Genomic DNA, 16,185 nt, shown 5'->3' on the forward strand with positions numbered 1-16,185 from the left:
GTATTGAATAACTTTGGAGTTCCATATGCGCATTTCTCGTCAGCTATCTCGTTCAGGAGTGCTATCCGGGGTACTGGGGATTGCGGCAGCAGTGACTGTTGCAGGGTGCTCGAGTACTCAGGTGGATCATGCGGCCGGGCGCTCACCAAAACTAATCCCTCAGACCTTTTTTGAAGGGAAAATCTGTGCCGATGGCGTGGTTCGTGATCGCAGTGGTGCAGAAATACGTTCGTTTAACGCACGTATCGATGCCAGCTGGGATGAGAATGGCGTCGGTACATTGGATGAGGTATTTTACTTCTATGATGAACCGGGTGCAGAAGCCAAGCGTGAAACGCGAATCTGGACCCTTACGCCAGCGAGGGAAGGTGGGCGAGAGGTACTCAGTGCCAAAGCCTCGGATGTTCCTGAGGCAACCACCATGGAGTGGGCGGGTAACGCGATTCACATGGCATACACTCTACGTTATGGTGAGCCAGGTGATACGATTGATCTGAATATGGACGACTGGATGTTTCATGTCGCTGATGGTGTGGTTGTTAATGAAACGCGCATGACCAAATTCGGCATCCATGTCGGTCAGATACTGCTGGTGATGCGTAAGGTCGATCCCGAGACACAGTGTCTGTGATTATCCGCAAAACAGACTATTAGCTGGTATTTCGATAGCTACCTGATCCATTCAATACAGAGGACGTAAGTGTGATTGATCACCTGAGTACATATGCACGTGACTTTCTCAAAACCAGAGATTTTTATGCGGCTGCCTTTGAGCCTTTAGGATACTCACTGCAGATGGAGTTTACTGCTACCTGGAACAAGTATTTTCCGACTCAGAGAATGTGTGCCTTTGGGCCTGAGGGAAAGCTGGTGTTCTGGGTTATTGAAGTGAAAGAGACATTTACACCACGACACGTTGCTTTCTCTGCCAAAGACCGCGTTGGGGTCGATGAGTTCTATTCTGCTGCGATGAATCAGGGAGCTGAATGCAACGGAGAGCCGGGATTACGCCCACAATACCATGAGCATTATTACGGCGCCTTTGTGATCGACCCGGATGGCAATAACATCGAGGCAGTCTGTCACACACCAGAGTGACTGGTCATTCTCAGGATCAGCGAACTTGCAACATTATTCAGCCGGGTGATTTCTGTCACCCTGTCGCTTGTTTTCTCCGTCATGAAGGTTTGCAATATCAGCTCGTTAATCCCTGCAACCAGCGCCAGAGCTTCCTGTCTCGATAAGGCGTGATTCAGCTCCGCTGACGAGCGCCTCAACTTTGTCTGACTGCTGAGAAACTCCGCAAAGGTCTGACTGATCTCTCGTCTTACTTCCAGGCCACTCTGGCCGAGAGCCGCCACCTCCACATATAAGGCGTACATAAGAGTGGGGTGTTCGGCGATGAACTGCAGATACCCGGATGTCACTTTTGTCACAGTTTGTGGCCAGTCATCAGCCGCGTCGTATGAGCTGATGATACTTTTCATAATGCGCTCGCTTGTCGTTCGAGCCAGCGCCAACAGACATTCGTCTTTGTTCGTAAAGTGCTCGTAGAAGGTGCGTCGCGATACTTTGGCACTGCTGGTGATATCAGCCAGGGTGACGTCGCGATAGCGCTTCGTCGCCATTGCATTTTCGAGTGCGGAGAGGAGCCTGTCTTTATGATCCCTGGCAGGTGCAGTCATTCGCTTTGTTCATACCGCTTATCGTAATTTCACTCAAGTATAGCGGATGGTACTTGACAGTACCAGTGCTGATGGATAGGTTGGTACGCAAGAGTACCGGTTGGATTTTCCAGATCTGGTGAAACTTCAGGGAAACTGTCCATGAATACTCCAGAGCGCCACGGCATCCATATCCATACAGCCAGAAAAATAGCATCTCCTATTTTGTTGACGATAAAAGATCAAGCAGCTGCCGAGCCGAACTCTGTCGAGTGGCAGGAATTGGGGCAGCAGCTTCTGTGCGGCGATCCATTAGCTGACGATGTGGCGGCTTGGTTGGCAACCAGTGAAGGGCAGTGGTCAGTCATAGAGTATGCTTTGAAAGGCAGTATGGCAGATGTCTCTTCACTACCACCTGAGTTACAAGCCTTTGTTCAGCATGCGCACCAGCTTCCGGATTGGCTTAATGAGGAGGCGTTGAGCCGAGGTTGTGCTGTCGTTGCCCGGTCAGGTAAGACGGGGATGCGTATTCTCAGGGATTTCGGCCTGATGGCTGGCTATCAGGCCAGCGCGATTAACCAGGCTCTGTTGAAAACCGGCGCTCTTGGAAAGGGTGCACAGCGCAGAGTGGCTGAGACAACGAAATGGTGGATGGATTGTACTGAGCCGGGCTCTATCCTACCCGGTGGTCAGGGCTTCGCTACGACTCTGCGTGTCAGACTGATACATGCTATGGTTCGGCGCCAACTCTCGGTACGCAAGGACTGGGATCATGATTATCTGGGTCTGCCAGTAAACCAACTTGATATGCAGGTCACTTACCTCGCGTTCTCTGTCATGTTTCTCCTTGGCCAGCGCGTACTCGGTGTCATTGTTTCGAAGGAGGAGGGTTCAGACGTAATGCACCTTTGGCGCTACATAGGTTGGCTGATGGGGCTGGATGAATCGCTGCTGGTGGATAATGAACAGGACGGACGCATTGCTTTATATCGTAATCTGCTGAGCCAGGCTCAGGCAGATGAAGGCTCGAAGCAGTTGGCCCAGGCTTTGATGGATGAACCTCTTGGGCGTTATTACCCAAGCTTCCAGAAGTTGAGAGGGCATTGGGACAAAGAGGTGCATCTCAGCATTATCCGTTTGTTTATTGGCTCTCAGGGAATGCGGGCATTGGGCCTACCCGCTTGTCGTTTGCCCTGGTATCCACTGCTGTTCATGCCCCTCAATGCAACGTTTCACACGGTGATACGCTTGATTCCGGGCGGAAAAACATGGCTCTCCAGGCGCGGACGTCGTGCGCAGAACCAGATGCTAGCCGTACTATTCGGCCAGCATAAGCCTCGTATTATTCAGGTTGCAGAGACGCAATGATGCCAAGGGCCAGTGCCTGAATACCCGCAGGATCTGAGGTCGAAGATGCGCCTTCATTATTGAAAGTGACACCTGTGCGTACGATCACCAGATCATAGTCTGGAAGCATCATGACTATTTGTCCCTGAAATCCTCGGAAAGCGTAAGTTGATGCCGGAAGTGACGGCCAGAAACCTCGATCGGTATTCAACCATATTTGATACCCGTACAGGGGGTTACTGTTTGAGGGTGTCAAAGTTTTGTTTATCCATTCTTCTGAAAGAATCTGCTGGCCGTTCCACTCCCCGTTATTGAGGTAAAGCTGCCCGAGTTTCGCCCAATCGCGAGTTGAGAGGTAATGAAAAGCTCCGCCAACAGGCTGACCTGTCGCGTCAAATTCGACAATTGCGCTAGTGATGTTCAGTGGTTTGAACAGGTGGTTCTGAATGAATTCATAGTAGTCGCTGAGCGCACCACCTACTTTATCCTGAACCAGACTAGCGATCAGATTGCTGCTTCCTGTTGAGTAGTTAAATACTTCGCCGGGGGTAGCTACCATAGGCTGATCAACGTAGTAGCCGGCCATGTCCGGTACTTCAAAGAGGCCGTAGCCCTGATCAGGATCGTCACCTTGAGCAGCTTCATTCCAGTCCAGACCAGCGTTCATCTGGAGCAGGTTCTGGAGTTTAATGGTCGATCTTGCATCATCTCTCCACTCGGGAACTAATACGTCGGCATCCTCCATGAGAACACCCTGATCGTAGAGAATACCGGCGGCCGTCGCTGTGATGCTTTTTGCCATAGACCAACTAAGCAGAGGGCTGGCTGGCTCGATGTCATCGGAATATCGCTCAGAAATCAGTTCTCCTCTATATGCCACTGCAACGGAGAGTGTATTACGTGTGACTCCCTCCGGTTCTGCAAAGGCTTCATCAATTACGGACTCAAGGAGAGTATGATCAAACTGTGGGTGGAGGCTCTCGATTGGGGCATCGCCTGCGGGCCACAGTGACTGATAGTCTGTATTAGGATACGTCATCTCATAAGGTATCTGACGATCCAGCTCTTCCAGTGTTTTATCGTGGATAAGAGTGCAGCCTAAACCTTCACGGAAATATGCGGTCTTGGCATTCTGCGAACCGAATAACCGATCTCTTACTGTGACAGTGTGGCTGGTTTCGTCGATGTCGATTTTCCAGATAAGGGGCAGGGGGGCTACTTGAGGAGCGATGAAGTCTTCAGTCAGACGTTGTTCATCAATCTGGCTTATCCATAGCCCGGAGCAAAGGTATTTCGCTGCATAGCCAGTGCCAATGGGAATATCGTCTAGTATGCATCCTGACATCGCAATGGATGTGCCTACTAACAAGGAGAACTTCGTCCAGCTCGTGTGCTTCATAGTGTTATCTGCCAGTATTATTATTCTTTTGGACAGTATCTCATAACTCCTCCATTAAATGACTAAGTGTTATCTATTGGCGCGCTTTGATTGAATTCGGCGCTAAAGTCAGAGACCCTGTGCCAGTCTCCTAAAACTCAGGACGTCCTATTGAGATCAATTCTTCTATTACTAGCTAGTATGGGTGTAGCTGCTGGTTGTGCTGCGCTTCTGAATAACGATACTGAAGAAGCTCATATGAGCCGGCCAGCTCATCACATGGCTGACGGTACTTTCGTGAACACCGATGGCAAGGCAATCAGTAAATCCTTCACGGATCTCTTACGTTGGCGGTGGAACAGGGCGGAGCCAGACGCTCAACACTTCGATGTTATTAAGCCAGACCCTGATCTCATATCGAAGCCAGCGGTCACTCAGATCACATGGTTGGGACACAGTGCTTTTCTATTGCAGGTGAAAGGTAAAAATATTCTTACTGATCCACATTTCTCGAAGCGCGCATCACCTCTTAGTTTTTTAGGCCCTGAACGTATCGTTGAGCCTCCGATGATGATTGAAGAGCTCCCTCATATTGATGCCGTGGTTATTTCTCATAACCATTACGACCACCTGGATGAAGAATCGCTCACTGATATTTATCTCAGGCAACAAGGTACCCCTCCTGTATTTCTTGTACCGCTGGGTTTGAAAGAGGAGTTACTCAGTTACGGAATTGAGCAGGTGGTGGAGCTTGATTGGTGGGAGTCCTACGAATATGACGGCGTGGTACTCACAGCTCTTCCTGTAAAACATTGGTCTCAACGAACCTTCTTTGACAGAAATAAATCACTCTGGGCTGGGTGGCTGGTCGATGTGGAAGATTTTCGCTTTTTTCACACAGGAGACAGTGGTTATTCCGATGACTTCAGAAAAATCGGAGAGGGCTATCCGGGGATAGATCTGGCAACCATTCCGATTGGCGCCTATGATCCGCGCTGGTTTATGAAAGACGCGCACATGAGTCCGGAAGAGGCGGTGCAGACATTTATTGATCTGAAGGCTGAAAAAGCCATAGGAATGCACTGGGGGACTTTTATTTTAACGGACGAAGAGATGGATGAGCCGCCAATAAGATTAGCTGATGCATTGCAGGAAATGGGGATTGAGGCGAGTAACTTCCCGGTCATGGGACATGGCGAGATTTATCAAATATCTAGCGCTGACGAATAAGTGGAAAGCGTTTTAAAGAATAGGGCTATCGACCAGTGCATCGATAGCCCTCCGTTTGTTATTGAGGCACGTTGAAAATCATATCAAGCACGATAGTTCTGTTTGATGTATTCAATTCTACGTTTTCAACGGCGTAGTAACCGTATACAGGACTGTCGTTTTCAATGTTTCCATCGAAAAATGCTGGGTTGATATTGCTTATTGGTAAGTGCATTTTACCCTTCATCCAGCTCGGCGCGTGAGGGGTTGTCCTCCAGCGCTCTTCAGTCTCAAAATCATGGTAGGTTACGTTACATATCTCTACGCTGATTACTTCCCCATCAAGTCGGCATGTGTAGCTGTAGAGGTTGCGCGACTCAATACTATCAGTGATCTCCAGAGTGACTGGCTCCGATGTAGGTAAAGTGAAGTGCTGCCCCCGGAAAGGAGAGAAGTAGAAATACTCAGGTTCAGAATAAAGATCGTTATAAAGTTCGCCATCATTAAAGGCACTGGCAACGGCAATGTCCAGGCTGTTGGCGCTATTACTATAACTAATCGGAGCGGTAAGTGGAGTTCCGCTATAGTCACCTGCTCTGACCACTGTGTTGATACCTGAATCCGACGTTACTAATGCTGTGCACGGGTAATATTCACCTTGTCCGCCATCGAGTGTTGCATAACAGCTCAACTGTCCTACCGCAGTCTCAACTTCATACTCTTTGATGATCACAGATGGAGCATCTGCCACGTTAATCGTGTCGGTAACTATGTTCCCCTGTAGTGAAAGAAGTAAATTGACAGGTTCACCTTCAACGAGAGGAACTCTGACCGGTGAATTAGAACTGTTAGATTCCAGAAGAGTAGAATGTCCGCCATCGTCTCTTACAGTAGAACCAAAACATTCAACAGGGCGCACAACACTCCCATCAGTCACTGTGCATGAAATAAATGCAGCGCCCTCGCCGGTATAGCCCAGGTTTACGTTGACTGAAATATTACCCGGGACCGTCGTGAAAGAAGTCTGGCCAGTATACAGGTCACCATTGATCGCTCTCACTCTGGCACTGGCGGTTAGCTCGATGCCAGGAGCCAGATTTACGATAGTAACGCCCTCGCGGCCTATTGACGTTGTCCGATAAATACCGTCCGCAGAAAGAGAGACATTACAGTTGTCTTGTGGGCCGATCTGTGAGCCATTAACCAGACAGTTAAGTGTGATAGATGCTCTGTCTTCGGCTTTATAATAATCCCAGTTCCACGTAGTGAAGTGCTCTACTGTTGCGATCAGGCGCATACCTGTTGGTGATGTCGCAGAGGCAACGATTTCGCCAGCACCTTCTTCAACCCAAAGGCCAGTGGCCTCATCAAACCACCACATTTCAATTTCTTCGCCGATTGCATATATGCGTCCGTCCGGCCCGGTTTCGGTCACCAGATCCATTTCAATCCGTGCGCTGGCTTCTGCTGCCAGTTGCACTGCTTCACCGTTCTGGGTGAATTCAAAATCGATCATACCCAGTGACAGAAGCTGAACGACTTCGCTTTCTTCGGTCAGAGCAACGCCACCACCGAGGTAAGACGCACCCATTTCACGGGTATCAACAGGCGTAATAGTGGCTGTGATTTCTCCTGTGACAGGATCACCATTGGCGTCCACAAAGGCACCTGCCGGCAAGGTGACGCTGGTGTTCAGGTCACTATTTTCGACAGTCACTTCAGTGTCGTTGTTGAATGAGACAGGATTGGCGCGCTCCATCAGCGTTAACTGAATATCGGCACTTTCTTGAGCGGATGCGAGATCAAAGCGATAGCTTTGTGGGATATAGCCCTCTTTATTGGCAGAGACGGTCAGTACCGGGGTCTGAGTCAGGCCGGTAAACGCAGCGATACCCTGGGCATCGCTTTCGACGGTCACACCGTCAATAGTCACAGTGACGTTTTCTAAGGGAGCTTCTTCCATATCCAGAAGCTCGACATTCACTGCAAAGTCAGCATTGAGGATCTCGGCAGGGAGAATATCCAGCCTAACTTCTGCCTCGCCAGTTTCACCTTCTTCATCGGTGATTTTTACGCTCAGAGTATGCTCTCCGGCGGTGGCGATCAGGGCATTATCAATAGGCAGGCTGCTGATGATCGCGCCATCGAGGAACCATTCATACGCGATCTGGCCAACAGCATCCGGGTCAGCTTCAGCTTCATAAGAGAACGGCTCGTGTTGGGTAATGGAATCCGGCACGATGATGTCGACGGTCAGGGTATTACACCCAGCCAGTATCAGCGTGAAGAGTAGAGTCGAAAGTAGTCCGGCGATTCGGGACATTGATGAACACTCCGTGTGTAGTTGAGATCAGGGTGAAGGGGCCTGACTTCATCGGTGATCCTTCACCTTTTTTAGAAATCGTCACAGCACTTGGACGACCGCGTCAGTATGCCAGATAGACAGGCGTTAAGGTACTGTCATGCTGCGACGAATCAGCGCGAAGTCAGTCTTTGCCTGAACGCTTACGCTGGGCTTCTTTGTAAGCCAGCTTTTCTTTTCGGCGCTGGTCGCGGATGTCGTTCAGATCGGCGCCCAGATGGTCTAGACCTCGCTCGCGAGCAAGCTGCATCTGCTGCTCACGCTGGCGGAAACGTTCCTGTTGTTCCGCTGTGTATTCGTTAATGCAGTGATGGCAACTGACACCTGCTTCATAATCGGCGTGTTCTTTGTCTTCATCGGTGATAGGGCGTCGGCACGCATGACACAGATCGTAATGACCTTTGTTCAGTTGGTGGTCGACGCTGACGCGATTGTCAAAGACGTAACATTCACCTTCCCACATGCTCTCTTCAGCGGGCACTTCCTCGAGGTATTTCAGAATGCCACCTTCGAGGTGATAGACCTCTTCGAAACCCTGCTCCTTGAGGTACGCGGTGGATTTTTCACAGCGGATACCACCGGTACAGAACATCGCCACCTTTTTGTGCTGCTCAGGGTTAAGTTTCTCCTTCACATATTGTGGGAACTCACGGAAGGTCTCTGTCTCTGGATTGACGGCCCCTTTGAAGGTACCAATACCTATTTCGTAGTCATTTCGCGTGTCGATCAGGGTAACGGCGGGATCTGAGATTAAATCGTTCCAGTCCGCAGGCTTTACGTAGGTGCCGACAGTATGGCGAGGGTCGATGCCCTCTACACCCATGGTCACGATTTCTTTCTTAAGTTTGACTTTAGTCCTATAGAAGGGCATTTCGTTTTCATAGGACTCTTTGTAACTGATGTCTGCGAGGCGATCGTCCTGAGCTAACCATTGGAGCAATTGGTCGATACCTTCACGTGAACCGGCAACCGTACCGTTAATGCCCTCTTTAGCGAGGAGTAGGGTTCCTTTGATGCCGAAAGCGACCATAGCGTCGTGAAGTGGCTCACGTTTTGCTTCGTAATCATCAAGTGTCACGAACTTGTACATCGCACAGATGACGAAAGTATTGGGCTGACTCATAAAGAAACCTACTGGGTCTGAGGGATCGGCGGAACCGGTTTAGTGGTCGCCTGATACTGGTAAACACGAGCCTGAGAGGCTAAACGCGGCGGAGTATACCTGAAAGTAGTTTTTGCGGCATGCCCTGTAGCTTTTGAGGCCGGGTCTGTGTGAATCAACTCACAGTCCATTGCGATGGACTAGAGTTAAATGTGAGCAGTTCACAAAAACTGAGCGGAAGGATGCAGATTATGTGGCTAACCATAGGCTTTGCTTGTCTTGTACTTTTTGCAGTAGCGATGTTAATGCACCGTTTTACGGCAGAATGGAAGGGCGTGCCGGGTGAGTATGCAGGAATCAACTACGAGTACCGGACCCACGAGGGAAAGACAGGGCGTCAGATTAAAGTCGGTATGGAGGTCTCCCTCCGCTATGACTTTGTAATGCGCCGCCATGGTGCGCTTGATCGACTGCTGGCCCGTGTCGGCGTCGACAGTGATAAACGAATCTGTAATCCCGCCTTTGACGACTCTCTTCTCATTTTGTCTGACGACTTCACTGCTTCACAGGCGCTTGCCGCTGCGCCAGGCCTGAGCGATAAACTCTTGAGAATGTTTAATCTTGGATCGCCGGAGACAGTGCAGATCAACAAGCTGGTTTGTCGCCGCGGGCGGCTCTGGGCGCTGGTCGATGATAATTCGCAGGACAGAGCGGAGATGAATGCCTTTGCGGATGTGGCTCTGCCAGCCATGGCTGAGTTTGCCGAAATACTCCAGCGACTCGAAGGTCCTGAGCGTCAACAGCGTCCGGATCGCTATGCTGTCCCCGCGGTGGCTTTTTTACTGCTGGCGACCGGTTTTCTGACTAAAGGAACACTGGCATGGTTTGAAACCGGAGCGCAATTGCCCGATACCAATCTGATGCTGCAATCGCTTATGTTCGGGGGGCTTGTTGCCCTGGCGCTGGGTGTGATCACGATTCGTCTGATGCATTACAATTTCGGCAATCACAAGGTGTTCGCGGAGTTGTTTTTCGTTGGCATGTTGGGAGCATCTGCCACCCTATACGCGGACAAGGCAATAGAGAACCGAACTAATGCAGGCTTTGCGCAGGTGCACTCAGAGCAAATGGCAGAGTTACAACAAGCGAAAGGACGCAGCTGAGCAGTGCGCTCAGCTGATTTTTCCGGTAACACGGACGCGCTTCGAGCCCGCTTCAACTGGTGCTGCTTTAGCGGCAGCCGCCTTATCAATCCGGTCGTCAATCAGGTTCTTGAGGGCGATCAGCAGACCCATGCCAACAAATGCGCCCGGAGGAAGAATCGCAAAGAGAAAGTCTGGATAGCTCTCAACCAGAACAATCTTCCAGTCAGCGGCAGACGGTCCGAATAAGAGTTCCATATTGCCGAAAATCTGCCCCTGACCCAGGACTTCACGCAGTGCGCCGAGCAGCACAAGAACAACCGTAAAACCAATAGCCATCATTACACCATCGACCACCGATGGCAGTATCGGATTCTTAGAGGCAAAAGCATCAGCCCGCCCGAGGATCGCACAGTTAGTAACAATCAATGGAATAAAAATCCCCAGTACTTCATACAACTCGTAGGTGAACGCCTGCATCGTCAACTCTGCGACGGTGACGAATGAGGCGATAATCATAACGAACGCAGGGAGTCGGACCGCGTCAGACACGTGGTTACGGATAAGTGAAACGGACAGGTTAGAACCGACGAGTACCATCATGGTCGCAAGCCCCAGCCCTAAAGCATTAACAACAGAGCCCGTTACAGCGAGAAGAGGGCATAACCCTAACAGCTGAACCAGTGCCGGATTATTCTTCCACAGGCCGTCGAGGGATATATCTTTGAGTGACTTAGTTGCCATCGCTGTTTTCTCCCGAAAGTGCGTTACCGTAGAGCAGCTCGTCACGGTGCATCTCAAAAAATTTCAGTGCGCGTTTAACGGCGCGAACAACCGCTCTTGGTGTAATGGTTGCGCCAGTGAACTGATCAAAGCTGCCACCATCTTTCTTTACTGCCCACTGCTCAGGCGCAGGGCGACCGAGTGACTTACCCTCGAAGCTGGTGATCCAGTCAGATTTCCTGATTTCAACCTTGTCACCCAGTCCGGGAGTTTCTCGGTGTGCGACAACACGGACGCCAGCAAGCGTTCCATCAGACTTAACACCGACAATCAGATCTATTTCAGCCGTGTACCCGTCTGGAGCAACCGCAGGCAGAATCACTGCGCTGACTTCACCGTTATTGCGGGCGCGATAAATAACGGCACTGTCCGGCAGGGGGCCCAGCAGCTGTTGATTAAATCGCTTATCCACATTCATTGTGTCGTTCAGCAGGTCGTTGTCGTAACTGCTTGCCGGAAGGATCTCATTCAGCGCGCGGGCTTCGGCCGCTTTGATATTGTATGCGATACGGTCCGCTGTCAGTGTCTGGGCGAGGGCGATCGCACCGGCCGTCACAACCGCGAAAATTGCCAGACCAACAGCGTTTTTGCGTATAGCTGAGAGCAACTCAATCATGATTTCTCCCCCGGCTTGAGGCCACGCTTAGGCTTGCTATGGCCATAACTGCGTGGCTGGGTATAGGCGTCAATGAAGGGAGCCGCGAAGTTCATCAGCAGTACGGCAAAGGCTACGGCATCCGGGTATGCGCCCCAGGTACGGATGACATAAAGCAGAATACCTATGCCGGCACCGTAGATAAGCTTACCTGTCGGTGTGGTCGACGCTGAAACGGGGTCCGTGGCAATAAAGAATGCACCCAGCATGGTCGCACCACTGAGCAGATGCAGTGACAACGGCGTATACAGATCTTCATCCCAGCCCAGAATCAGTGAACAGATGCCCAGTGCGGCGAGCATGGACACCGGAATGTGCCAGGTAATGATGCGTCGGACCATAAGAAACAGGCCGCCAGCGAGGAAGGCCAGATTAACCCATTCCCAGCCACCGTTCAGCCAGCCATTAAACGTGTTTCTCTGGAGAAGTTCGTCAGAAGTCTCTTTGCTGATCAGGTACTTGTATTGATCAAGCGGTGTAGCCCCTGTGAATGCGTCAGCGGTTGAAGATGCGCCCGCAAAGATAATGCTCAAGGCGTCAGTGAACCCGGCAACATCTGATCCACTGACCTGAAAAGAGGTCACCCAGTTCGTGGTCATCTGTACTGGAAAAGAGATCAATACGAGCGCGTAACCAACCATCGCAGGGTTAAATGGGTTATTACCCATGCCACCGTAAATCTGCTTCGCAAAAATGATGGCGAACGAGGTGGCTAAAACAGTGATCCACCAGGGGGCGAGGGGAGGTAACGCCAGGCCCAGTAACAGACCCGTGACCAATGCGGTGTTATCTTTGAGGAAAAAGCTCACCGGATATTTACGTAGCTTGAGTACAAGCGCTTCAGAAGCCAACGCTGTGATAATCGCAAGTACTGTATTGATCAGACTGCCAAAGCCGAAAAACCAGGTCATCACCGCGAGGCCCGGCAGAGTCGCCAGTGCCACGGTGAGCATAATGCGGCTTGTGCGGTTTGGCCCGTGAGTGTGGGGTGAGGACAGCGTCAGCAGTGCCATGGTTATACTTCTCCTGTGGTACTGGCCTGAGCTTCAAAGGCTGCCAGTTTATCCAGCTGTTTGTTCAGCGCCTTCTCAAGAGCCTCAACAGAATCCAGGCCCTCGGCACGTGCCATCTCGAGACGCTCTTTCGCTTTCTCCACGCGATCTTTCTGGGCGAGTAGCTTTTTCTGGAGCTGTTCCGCGTCAGGCTTTGCCGCGACCGTTTCAGCTGATGTGTTGTCTGTACCAGCGTTATTTGACACTGCAGTTTTGAGTGAAGCATCACTATTGAGAGAAGCCTCATAGGCCGACTTTGCTTCTGCGACGCGAGCCTCTTGTTTTTCAACGCCCGCACGCAATGCGTCAACCGTGTCAGCGCCGTCCACTTCAGCATCTGCTAAGCGTTTTCTGGCGGTTTCCAGTCGGGCTGCTGCGGTTTCCCACTTTTTCTGCAGGCGCTCGGGGCTATTCGGGTCGCCCTTGTCTGGCCCCGCAGCTGCTGGCGCTGACTTAGCGGCTTTCTTCGCGGCTGCAATATCTTTTGCCAGTGTTTTGATCTTGTCCTGGGTCTTAGCAAGCGCAGACTCAAAGGCCGGTATCTTATCGGCTTTCTCCGGGTCTTCCCGTGCAGCTTCCAGCTTTTCTTTGGTTTTCGCGACGGCGGCCTGAGCAGCAGCTAATTGCTTCTGGAGTTTCTCGAGGTCAGCATTCGCCGCTGGCTCCGCCGCAGGAACAGCTTTAGCGGCAGGTGCTTCTTTCTTAACCGACTGTGCTTTAGCCGCTGCTTCGGCGCGGGCTTTACGCTTAGCTTCTTTCTCGGCTTTCTCGCGTTCCTGGCGGTCAATCCGGGCCTCGTAACGGATGCGAGCCTGTTCGGCTTTTTCGGCAGCCGCACGCTCTTCCCGGATAGCGCCTTTTGAGAACCGGTAGTACTGAACCAACGGAATTTCACTCGGGCACACGTAGGAGCATGCACCGCACTCAATGCAGTCAAACAGGTTGTGCTGCTCTGCTTTATCAAACTCCTGGGCTTTACTGAACCAGTACAGCTGCTGGGGCAGAAGGTCTGCCGGGCAGGCTTCGGCACACAAACCGCAACGGATACAAGCCATCGCTGGGTTGTTAGTCGGTAACTCTTTTTCTGTTGGCGCAAGCAGGCAGTTAGTTGTTTTCACAACTGGCAACTCAGTGGTCGGGAGGGCAAAGCCCATCATCGGGCCACCCATGACAACACGTTCACGCTTTGCCGGACGATAGCCGCTGAGTGATAACAGATGACTGACGGGCGTACCCAGAAGAACTTCCCAGTTGCCCTTATCCCGAACCGCATCTCCGGTGACTGTGGTAATCCGGCTGATCAGTGGCCGACCGAAATCGACGGCATCGGCAATGGCGGCCGCTGTTCCAACGTTCTGGCAGACGATACCAAGGCTCGCAGGAATGCCACCGGAAGGAACCTCTTTGCCCGTAAGAATCTGAATAAGCTGCTTTTCACCACCCGATGGATATTTCGTCGGAATGGTTACAACGTCGATGTGGTGTTCTTCATTGTGCTGAACGAGGGCATCGTCAAGCGCTGCAATGGCTTCGGGCTTATTGTCTTCAACGCCAATAAGGCAGCGCTCTGCGCCGAGTATCTGTAGCAGTATCTGGGCGCCGCGAATGACTTCGCTGGCGTGTTCGCGCATCAGCATGTCGTCGGCGGTGATATAGGGTTCGCACTCAGCACCATTGAGAATCAGAGTGTCGATCTTGTGCTTGCCAGTATGCAGTTTAACAGCAGTTGGGAAGCCCGCACCGCCCATGCCCGCAATGCCGCAGTCACGAATGCGCTCCAGTAACTTGTCGACTGGGATGTCGTCGCAGTGATCAAGTCCCAGAGCGTCACACAACCCCTGATGCTCGATCCAGGTGTCTTCTCCGTCGGGCTCAATCACGATACACGTCTCGCTGAGACCCGAAGCGTGAGGTACCTGACGTGCTTCAATGGCGCTTATTTTTCCTGACGTCGGTGCATGCAGAGGAGCCGAGACAAAGCCTTCTGGTTCGGCGATAACCTGACCTTTTAAAACGGTATCACCGACAGCAACGACCGGGTTTGCAGGCGCACCTATGTGTTGATGCAGGGGCAGAACCAGCTCTGAAGGCAAGCTCGCTTTGCGGATCGGCCGGCTATTCGACTGTCGCTTGTTCTCTGGAGGATGAATGCCGCCATCAAATTCATGGAGTTGAATCAGGTGGGTCATGCGTGTGCCTCCGTCTTCAGCGAACGACGGTCTGTCGCAATCAGCTCTACTCCCGTGGTGGGTGCTTGCCAGTACCAGCTGCTGGTGTCGGTTGACTGAGGCACCATATCAATACAATCCACTGGGCAAGGCTCCACGCAAAGGTCGCAACCTGTGCATTCATCGACGATAACTGTATGCATTTGTTTCGCCGCCCCCAGAATGGCATCGACAGGACATGCCTGAATGCACTTAGTACAGCCGATACATTCGTCTTCGCGGATGTAGGCGACCATGGGAACGTCTTTTTCAGCGCCGTGCTCGGCATCCAGTGGTTCAGGCTCTACGCCCAGTAAGTCAGCCAGTGCCTGAATCGTGCTTTCACCACCAGGCGGGCATTTGTTGATCTTTTCCCCATCTGCAATTGCCTCGGCGTAGGGTTTACAGCCGGGGAAACCACATTGCCCGCACTGAGTCTGCGGTAGCAGGTCATTCACCTGATCGACGACAGGGTTTCCTTCAACCCGGAATCGCACTGAAGCGAAGCCGAGCAGAGCGCCGAAGAGTGCAGCGAGGCTGGCCAGAACAACAATTGCGATAATGATAGTACTCATGCCAATACCTCAGATGCTGACCAGGCCGGTGAAGCCCAGAAATGCCAGAGACATAAGACCCGCAGTAATCATAGCGATAGCTGAGCCCTGAAAGGCGACGGGCACATCAGCAACAGCAATGCGTTCACGCATAGCAGCGAACAGAACCATGACCAGTGAAAACCCAACGGCGGCACCGAATCCATACAGGATGGATTCAACGAAGGTGTTGTCTCGCTTGATGTTTAGGAGGGCAACACCCAGGACCGCGCAGTTGGTCGTAATGAGCGGAAGAAAAATACCCAGAACACGATAGAGCAGCGGGCTGGTTTTGCGGATGGCGAGCTCTGTAAAGCCAACCACCACGGCGATAACCATAATAAAGCTGATGGTTTTCAGGTATGTCAGGTCGAGCGGTACCAGAAGGTAGTTGTACACCAGATAGCTACAGACGGAGGCGAGTGTCAGTACGAAGGTGGTGGCCGCGCCCATGCCAATGGCGGTTTCCAGTTTGTTGGAAACCCCCATAAAAGGGCACAGTCCCAGAAACTGAACAAGCACGAAGTTGTTCACCAGGATAGTACTGACCAGTATCAGGAGGTACTCTGTCATCTTTCCTCTGCTATCGTTACAACCCCACGGAAAGTGTGTGTTTTCGTGGGGTCTGGAGAATTCGGGCGCGCATTATCCCAAAAGAGCGTTATGTCGTACAAGAACATAAGTCACTAGT

15 protein-coding genes are annotated in these 16,185 nt (G+C 51.6%); 5 read left to right on the forward strand and 10 right to left on the reverse strand.

The genetic code is table 11. The features are described 5' to 3' along the window. Positions 1-25 precede the first annotated feature (25 nt). On the forward strand, positions 26-631 hold the full coding sequence (locus BW941_RS05450; RefSeq protein ID WP_076514637.1) for a DUF3833 family protein: 606 nt from the start codon (positions 26-28) through the stop codon (positions 629-631). Positions 632-702: 71 nt separating this feature from the next. Continuing rightward, a complete protein-coding gene (locus BW941_RS05455; RefSeq protein WP_076514638.1) occupies positions 703-1,098 on the forward strand; it encodes a VOC family protein in 396 nt (131 codons plus the stop codon). On the opposite strand, the gene BW941_RS05460 is transcribed toward BW941_RS05455, so the two are convergent. Further along, entirely contained in the window at positions 1,083-1,685 is a 603-nt protein-coding gene (locus BW941_RS05460; RefSeq protein WP_076514639.1) for a TetR/AcrR family transcriptional regulator, read from the reverse strand. The two genes, BW941_RS05455 and BW941_RS05460, sit on opposite strands and share 16 nt — an antisense overlap. Before the next feature lie 141 nt (positions 1,686-1,826). Here BW941_RS05460 and BW941_RS05465 point away from each other — a divergent pair, with 141 nt between their 5' ends. Further along, positions 1,827-3,032 carry an oxygenase MpaB family protein gene (locus BW941_RS05465; RefSeq protein ID WP_076514640.1) on the forward strand — a complete coding sequence of 402 codons (1,206 nt, stop codon included), beginning with the start codon at positions 1,827-1,829 and terminating at the stop codon, positions 3,030-3,032. Here BW941_RS05465 and BW941_RS05470 read toward each other — a convergent pair. Beyond that, positions 3,007-4,410 (reverse strand): serine hydrolase domain-containing protein, encoded by a 1,404-nt coding sequence (locus BW941_RS05470; protein ID WP_084188664.1) that lies wholly within the window; start codon positions 4,408-4,410, stop codon positions 3,007-3,009. The genes BW941_RS05465 and BW941_RS05470 overlap by 26 nt on opposite strands. A gap of 237 nt (positions 4,411-4,647) precedes the next feature. Between BW941_RS05470 and BW941_RS05475 the strand changes: the two genes are divergently transcribed. Next, on the forward strand, positions 4,648-5,619 hold the full coding sequence (locus BW941_RS05475) for an MBL fold metallo-hydrolase (protein ID WP_175607868.1): 972 nt from the start codon (positions 4,648-4,650) through the stop codon (positions 5,617-5,619). Between the two features lie 58 nt (positions 5,620-5,677). Here BW941_RS05475 and BW941_RS05480 read toward each other — a convergent pair whose 3' ends face one another. Further along, entirely contained in the window at positions 5,678-7,921 is a 2,244-nt protein-coding gene (locus BW941_RS05480; protein ID WP_076514643.1) for a hypothetical protein, read from the reverse strand. A 163-nt stretch (positions 7,922-8,084) separates the two neighbouring features. Next, positions 8,085-9,083, reverse strand: a complete 999-nt coding sequence (trhO, locus tag BW941_RS05485; protein ID WP_076514644.1) for an oxygen-dependent tRNA uridine(34) hydroxylase TrhO — start codon at positions 9,081-9,083, stop codon at positions 8,085-8,087. A gap of 230 nt (positions 9,084-9,313) precedes the next feature. Here trhO and BW941_RS05490 point away from each other — a divergent pair, with 230 nt between their 5' ends. Beyond that, positions 9,314-10,225 carry a hypothetical protein gene (locus BW941_RS05490; RefSeq protein WP_076514645.1) on the forward strand — a complete coding sequence of 304 codons (912 nt, stop codon included), beginning with the start codon at positions 9,314-9,316 and terminating at the stop codon, positions 10,223-10,225. A 9-nt stretch (positions 10,226-10,234) separates the two neighbouring features. On the opposite strand, the gene BW941_RS05495 is transcribed toward BW941_RS05490, so the two are convergent. Genes BW941_RS05495 through rsxA form a run of 6 tightly spaced genes read right to left on the reverse strand, consistent with a single transcriptional unit; the run spans position 10,235 to position 16,067 of the window. Beyond that, positions 10,235-10,948 carry an electron transport complex subunit E gene (locus BW941_RS05495; RefSeq protein ID WP_068439850.1) on the reverse strand — a complete coding sequence of 238 codons (714 nt, stop codon included), beginning with the start codon at positions 10,946-10,948 and terminating at the stop codon, positions 10,235-10,237. Further along, complete coding sequence (rsxG, locus tag BW941_RS05500; RefSeq protein WP_076514646.1) at positions 10,938-11,603, reverse strand: electron transport complex subunit RsxG; 666 nt, start codon at positions 11,601-11,603, stop codon at positions 10,938-10,940. Before rsxG ends, BW941_RS05495 begins: the two co-directional genes overlap by 11 nt. After that, positions 11,600-12,655, reverse strand: a complete 1,056-nt coding sequence (rsxD, locus tag BW941_RS05505; protein WP_076514647.1) for an electron transport complex subunit RsxD — start codon at positions 12,653-12,655, stop codon at positions 11,600-11,602. Before rsxD ends, rsxG begins: the two co-directional genes overlap by 4 nt. A 2-nt stretch (positions 12,656-12,657) precedes the next feature. After that, positions 12,658-14,883, reverse strand: a complete 2,226-nt coding sequence (gene rsxC / locus BW941_RS05510) for an electron transport complex subunit RsxC (protein ID WP_076514648.1) — start codon at positions 14,881-14,883, stop codon at positions 12,658-12,660. Next, complete coding sequence (gene rsxB / locus BW941_RS05515; RefSeq protein WP_068439842.1) at positions 14,880-15,476, reverse strand: electron transport complex subunit RsxB; 597 nt, start codon at positions 15,474-15,476, stop codon at positions 14,880-14,882. Before rsxB ends, rsxC begins: the two co-directional genes overlap by 4 nt. Before the next feature lie 9 nt (positions 15,477-15,485). Further along, positions 15,486-16,067, reverse strand: coding sequence for an electron transport complex subunit RsxA (gene rsxA / locus BW941_RS05520; RefSeq protein WP_068439840.1), 582 nt, complete (start codon positions 16,065-16,067; stop codon positions 15,486-15,488). Positions 16,068-16,185 lie beyond the last annotated feature (118 nt).

This window comes from Thalassolituus maritimus (genome assembly GCF_900156675.1).
In the GTDB taxonomy this organism is placed as follows: Bacteria; Pseudomonadota; Gammaproteobacteria; order Pseudomonadales; family Oceanobacteraceae; genus Thalassolituus; species Thalassolituus maritimus.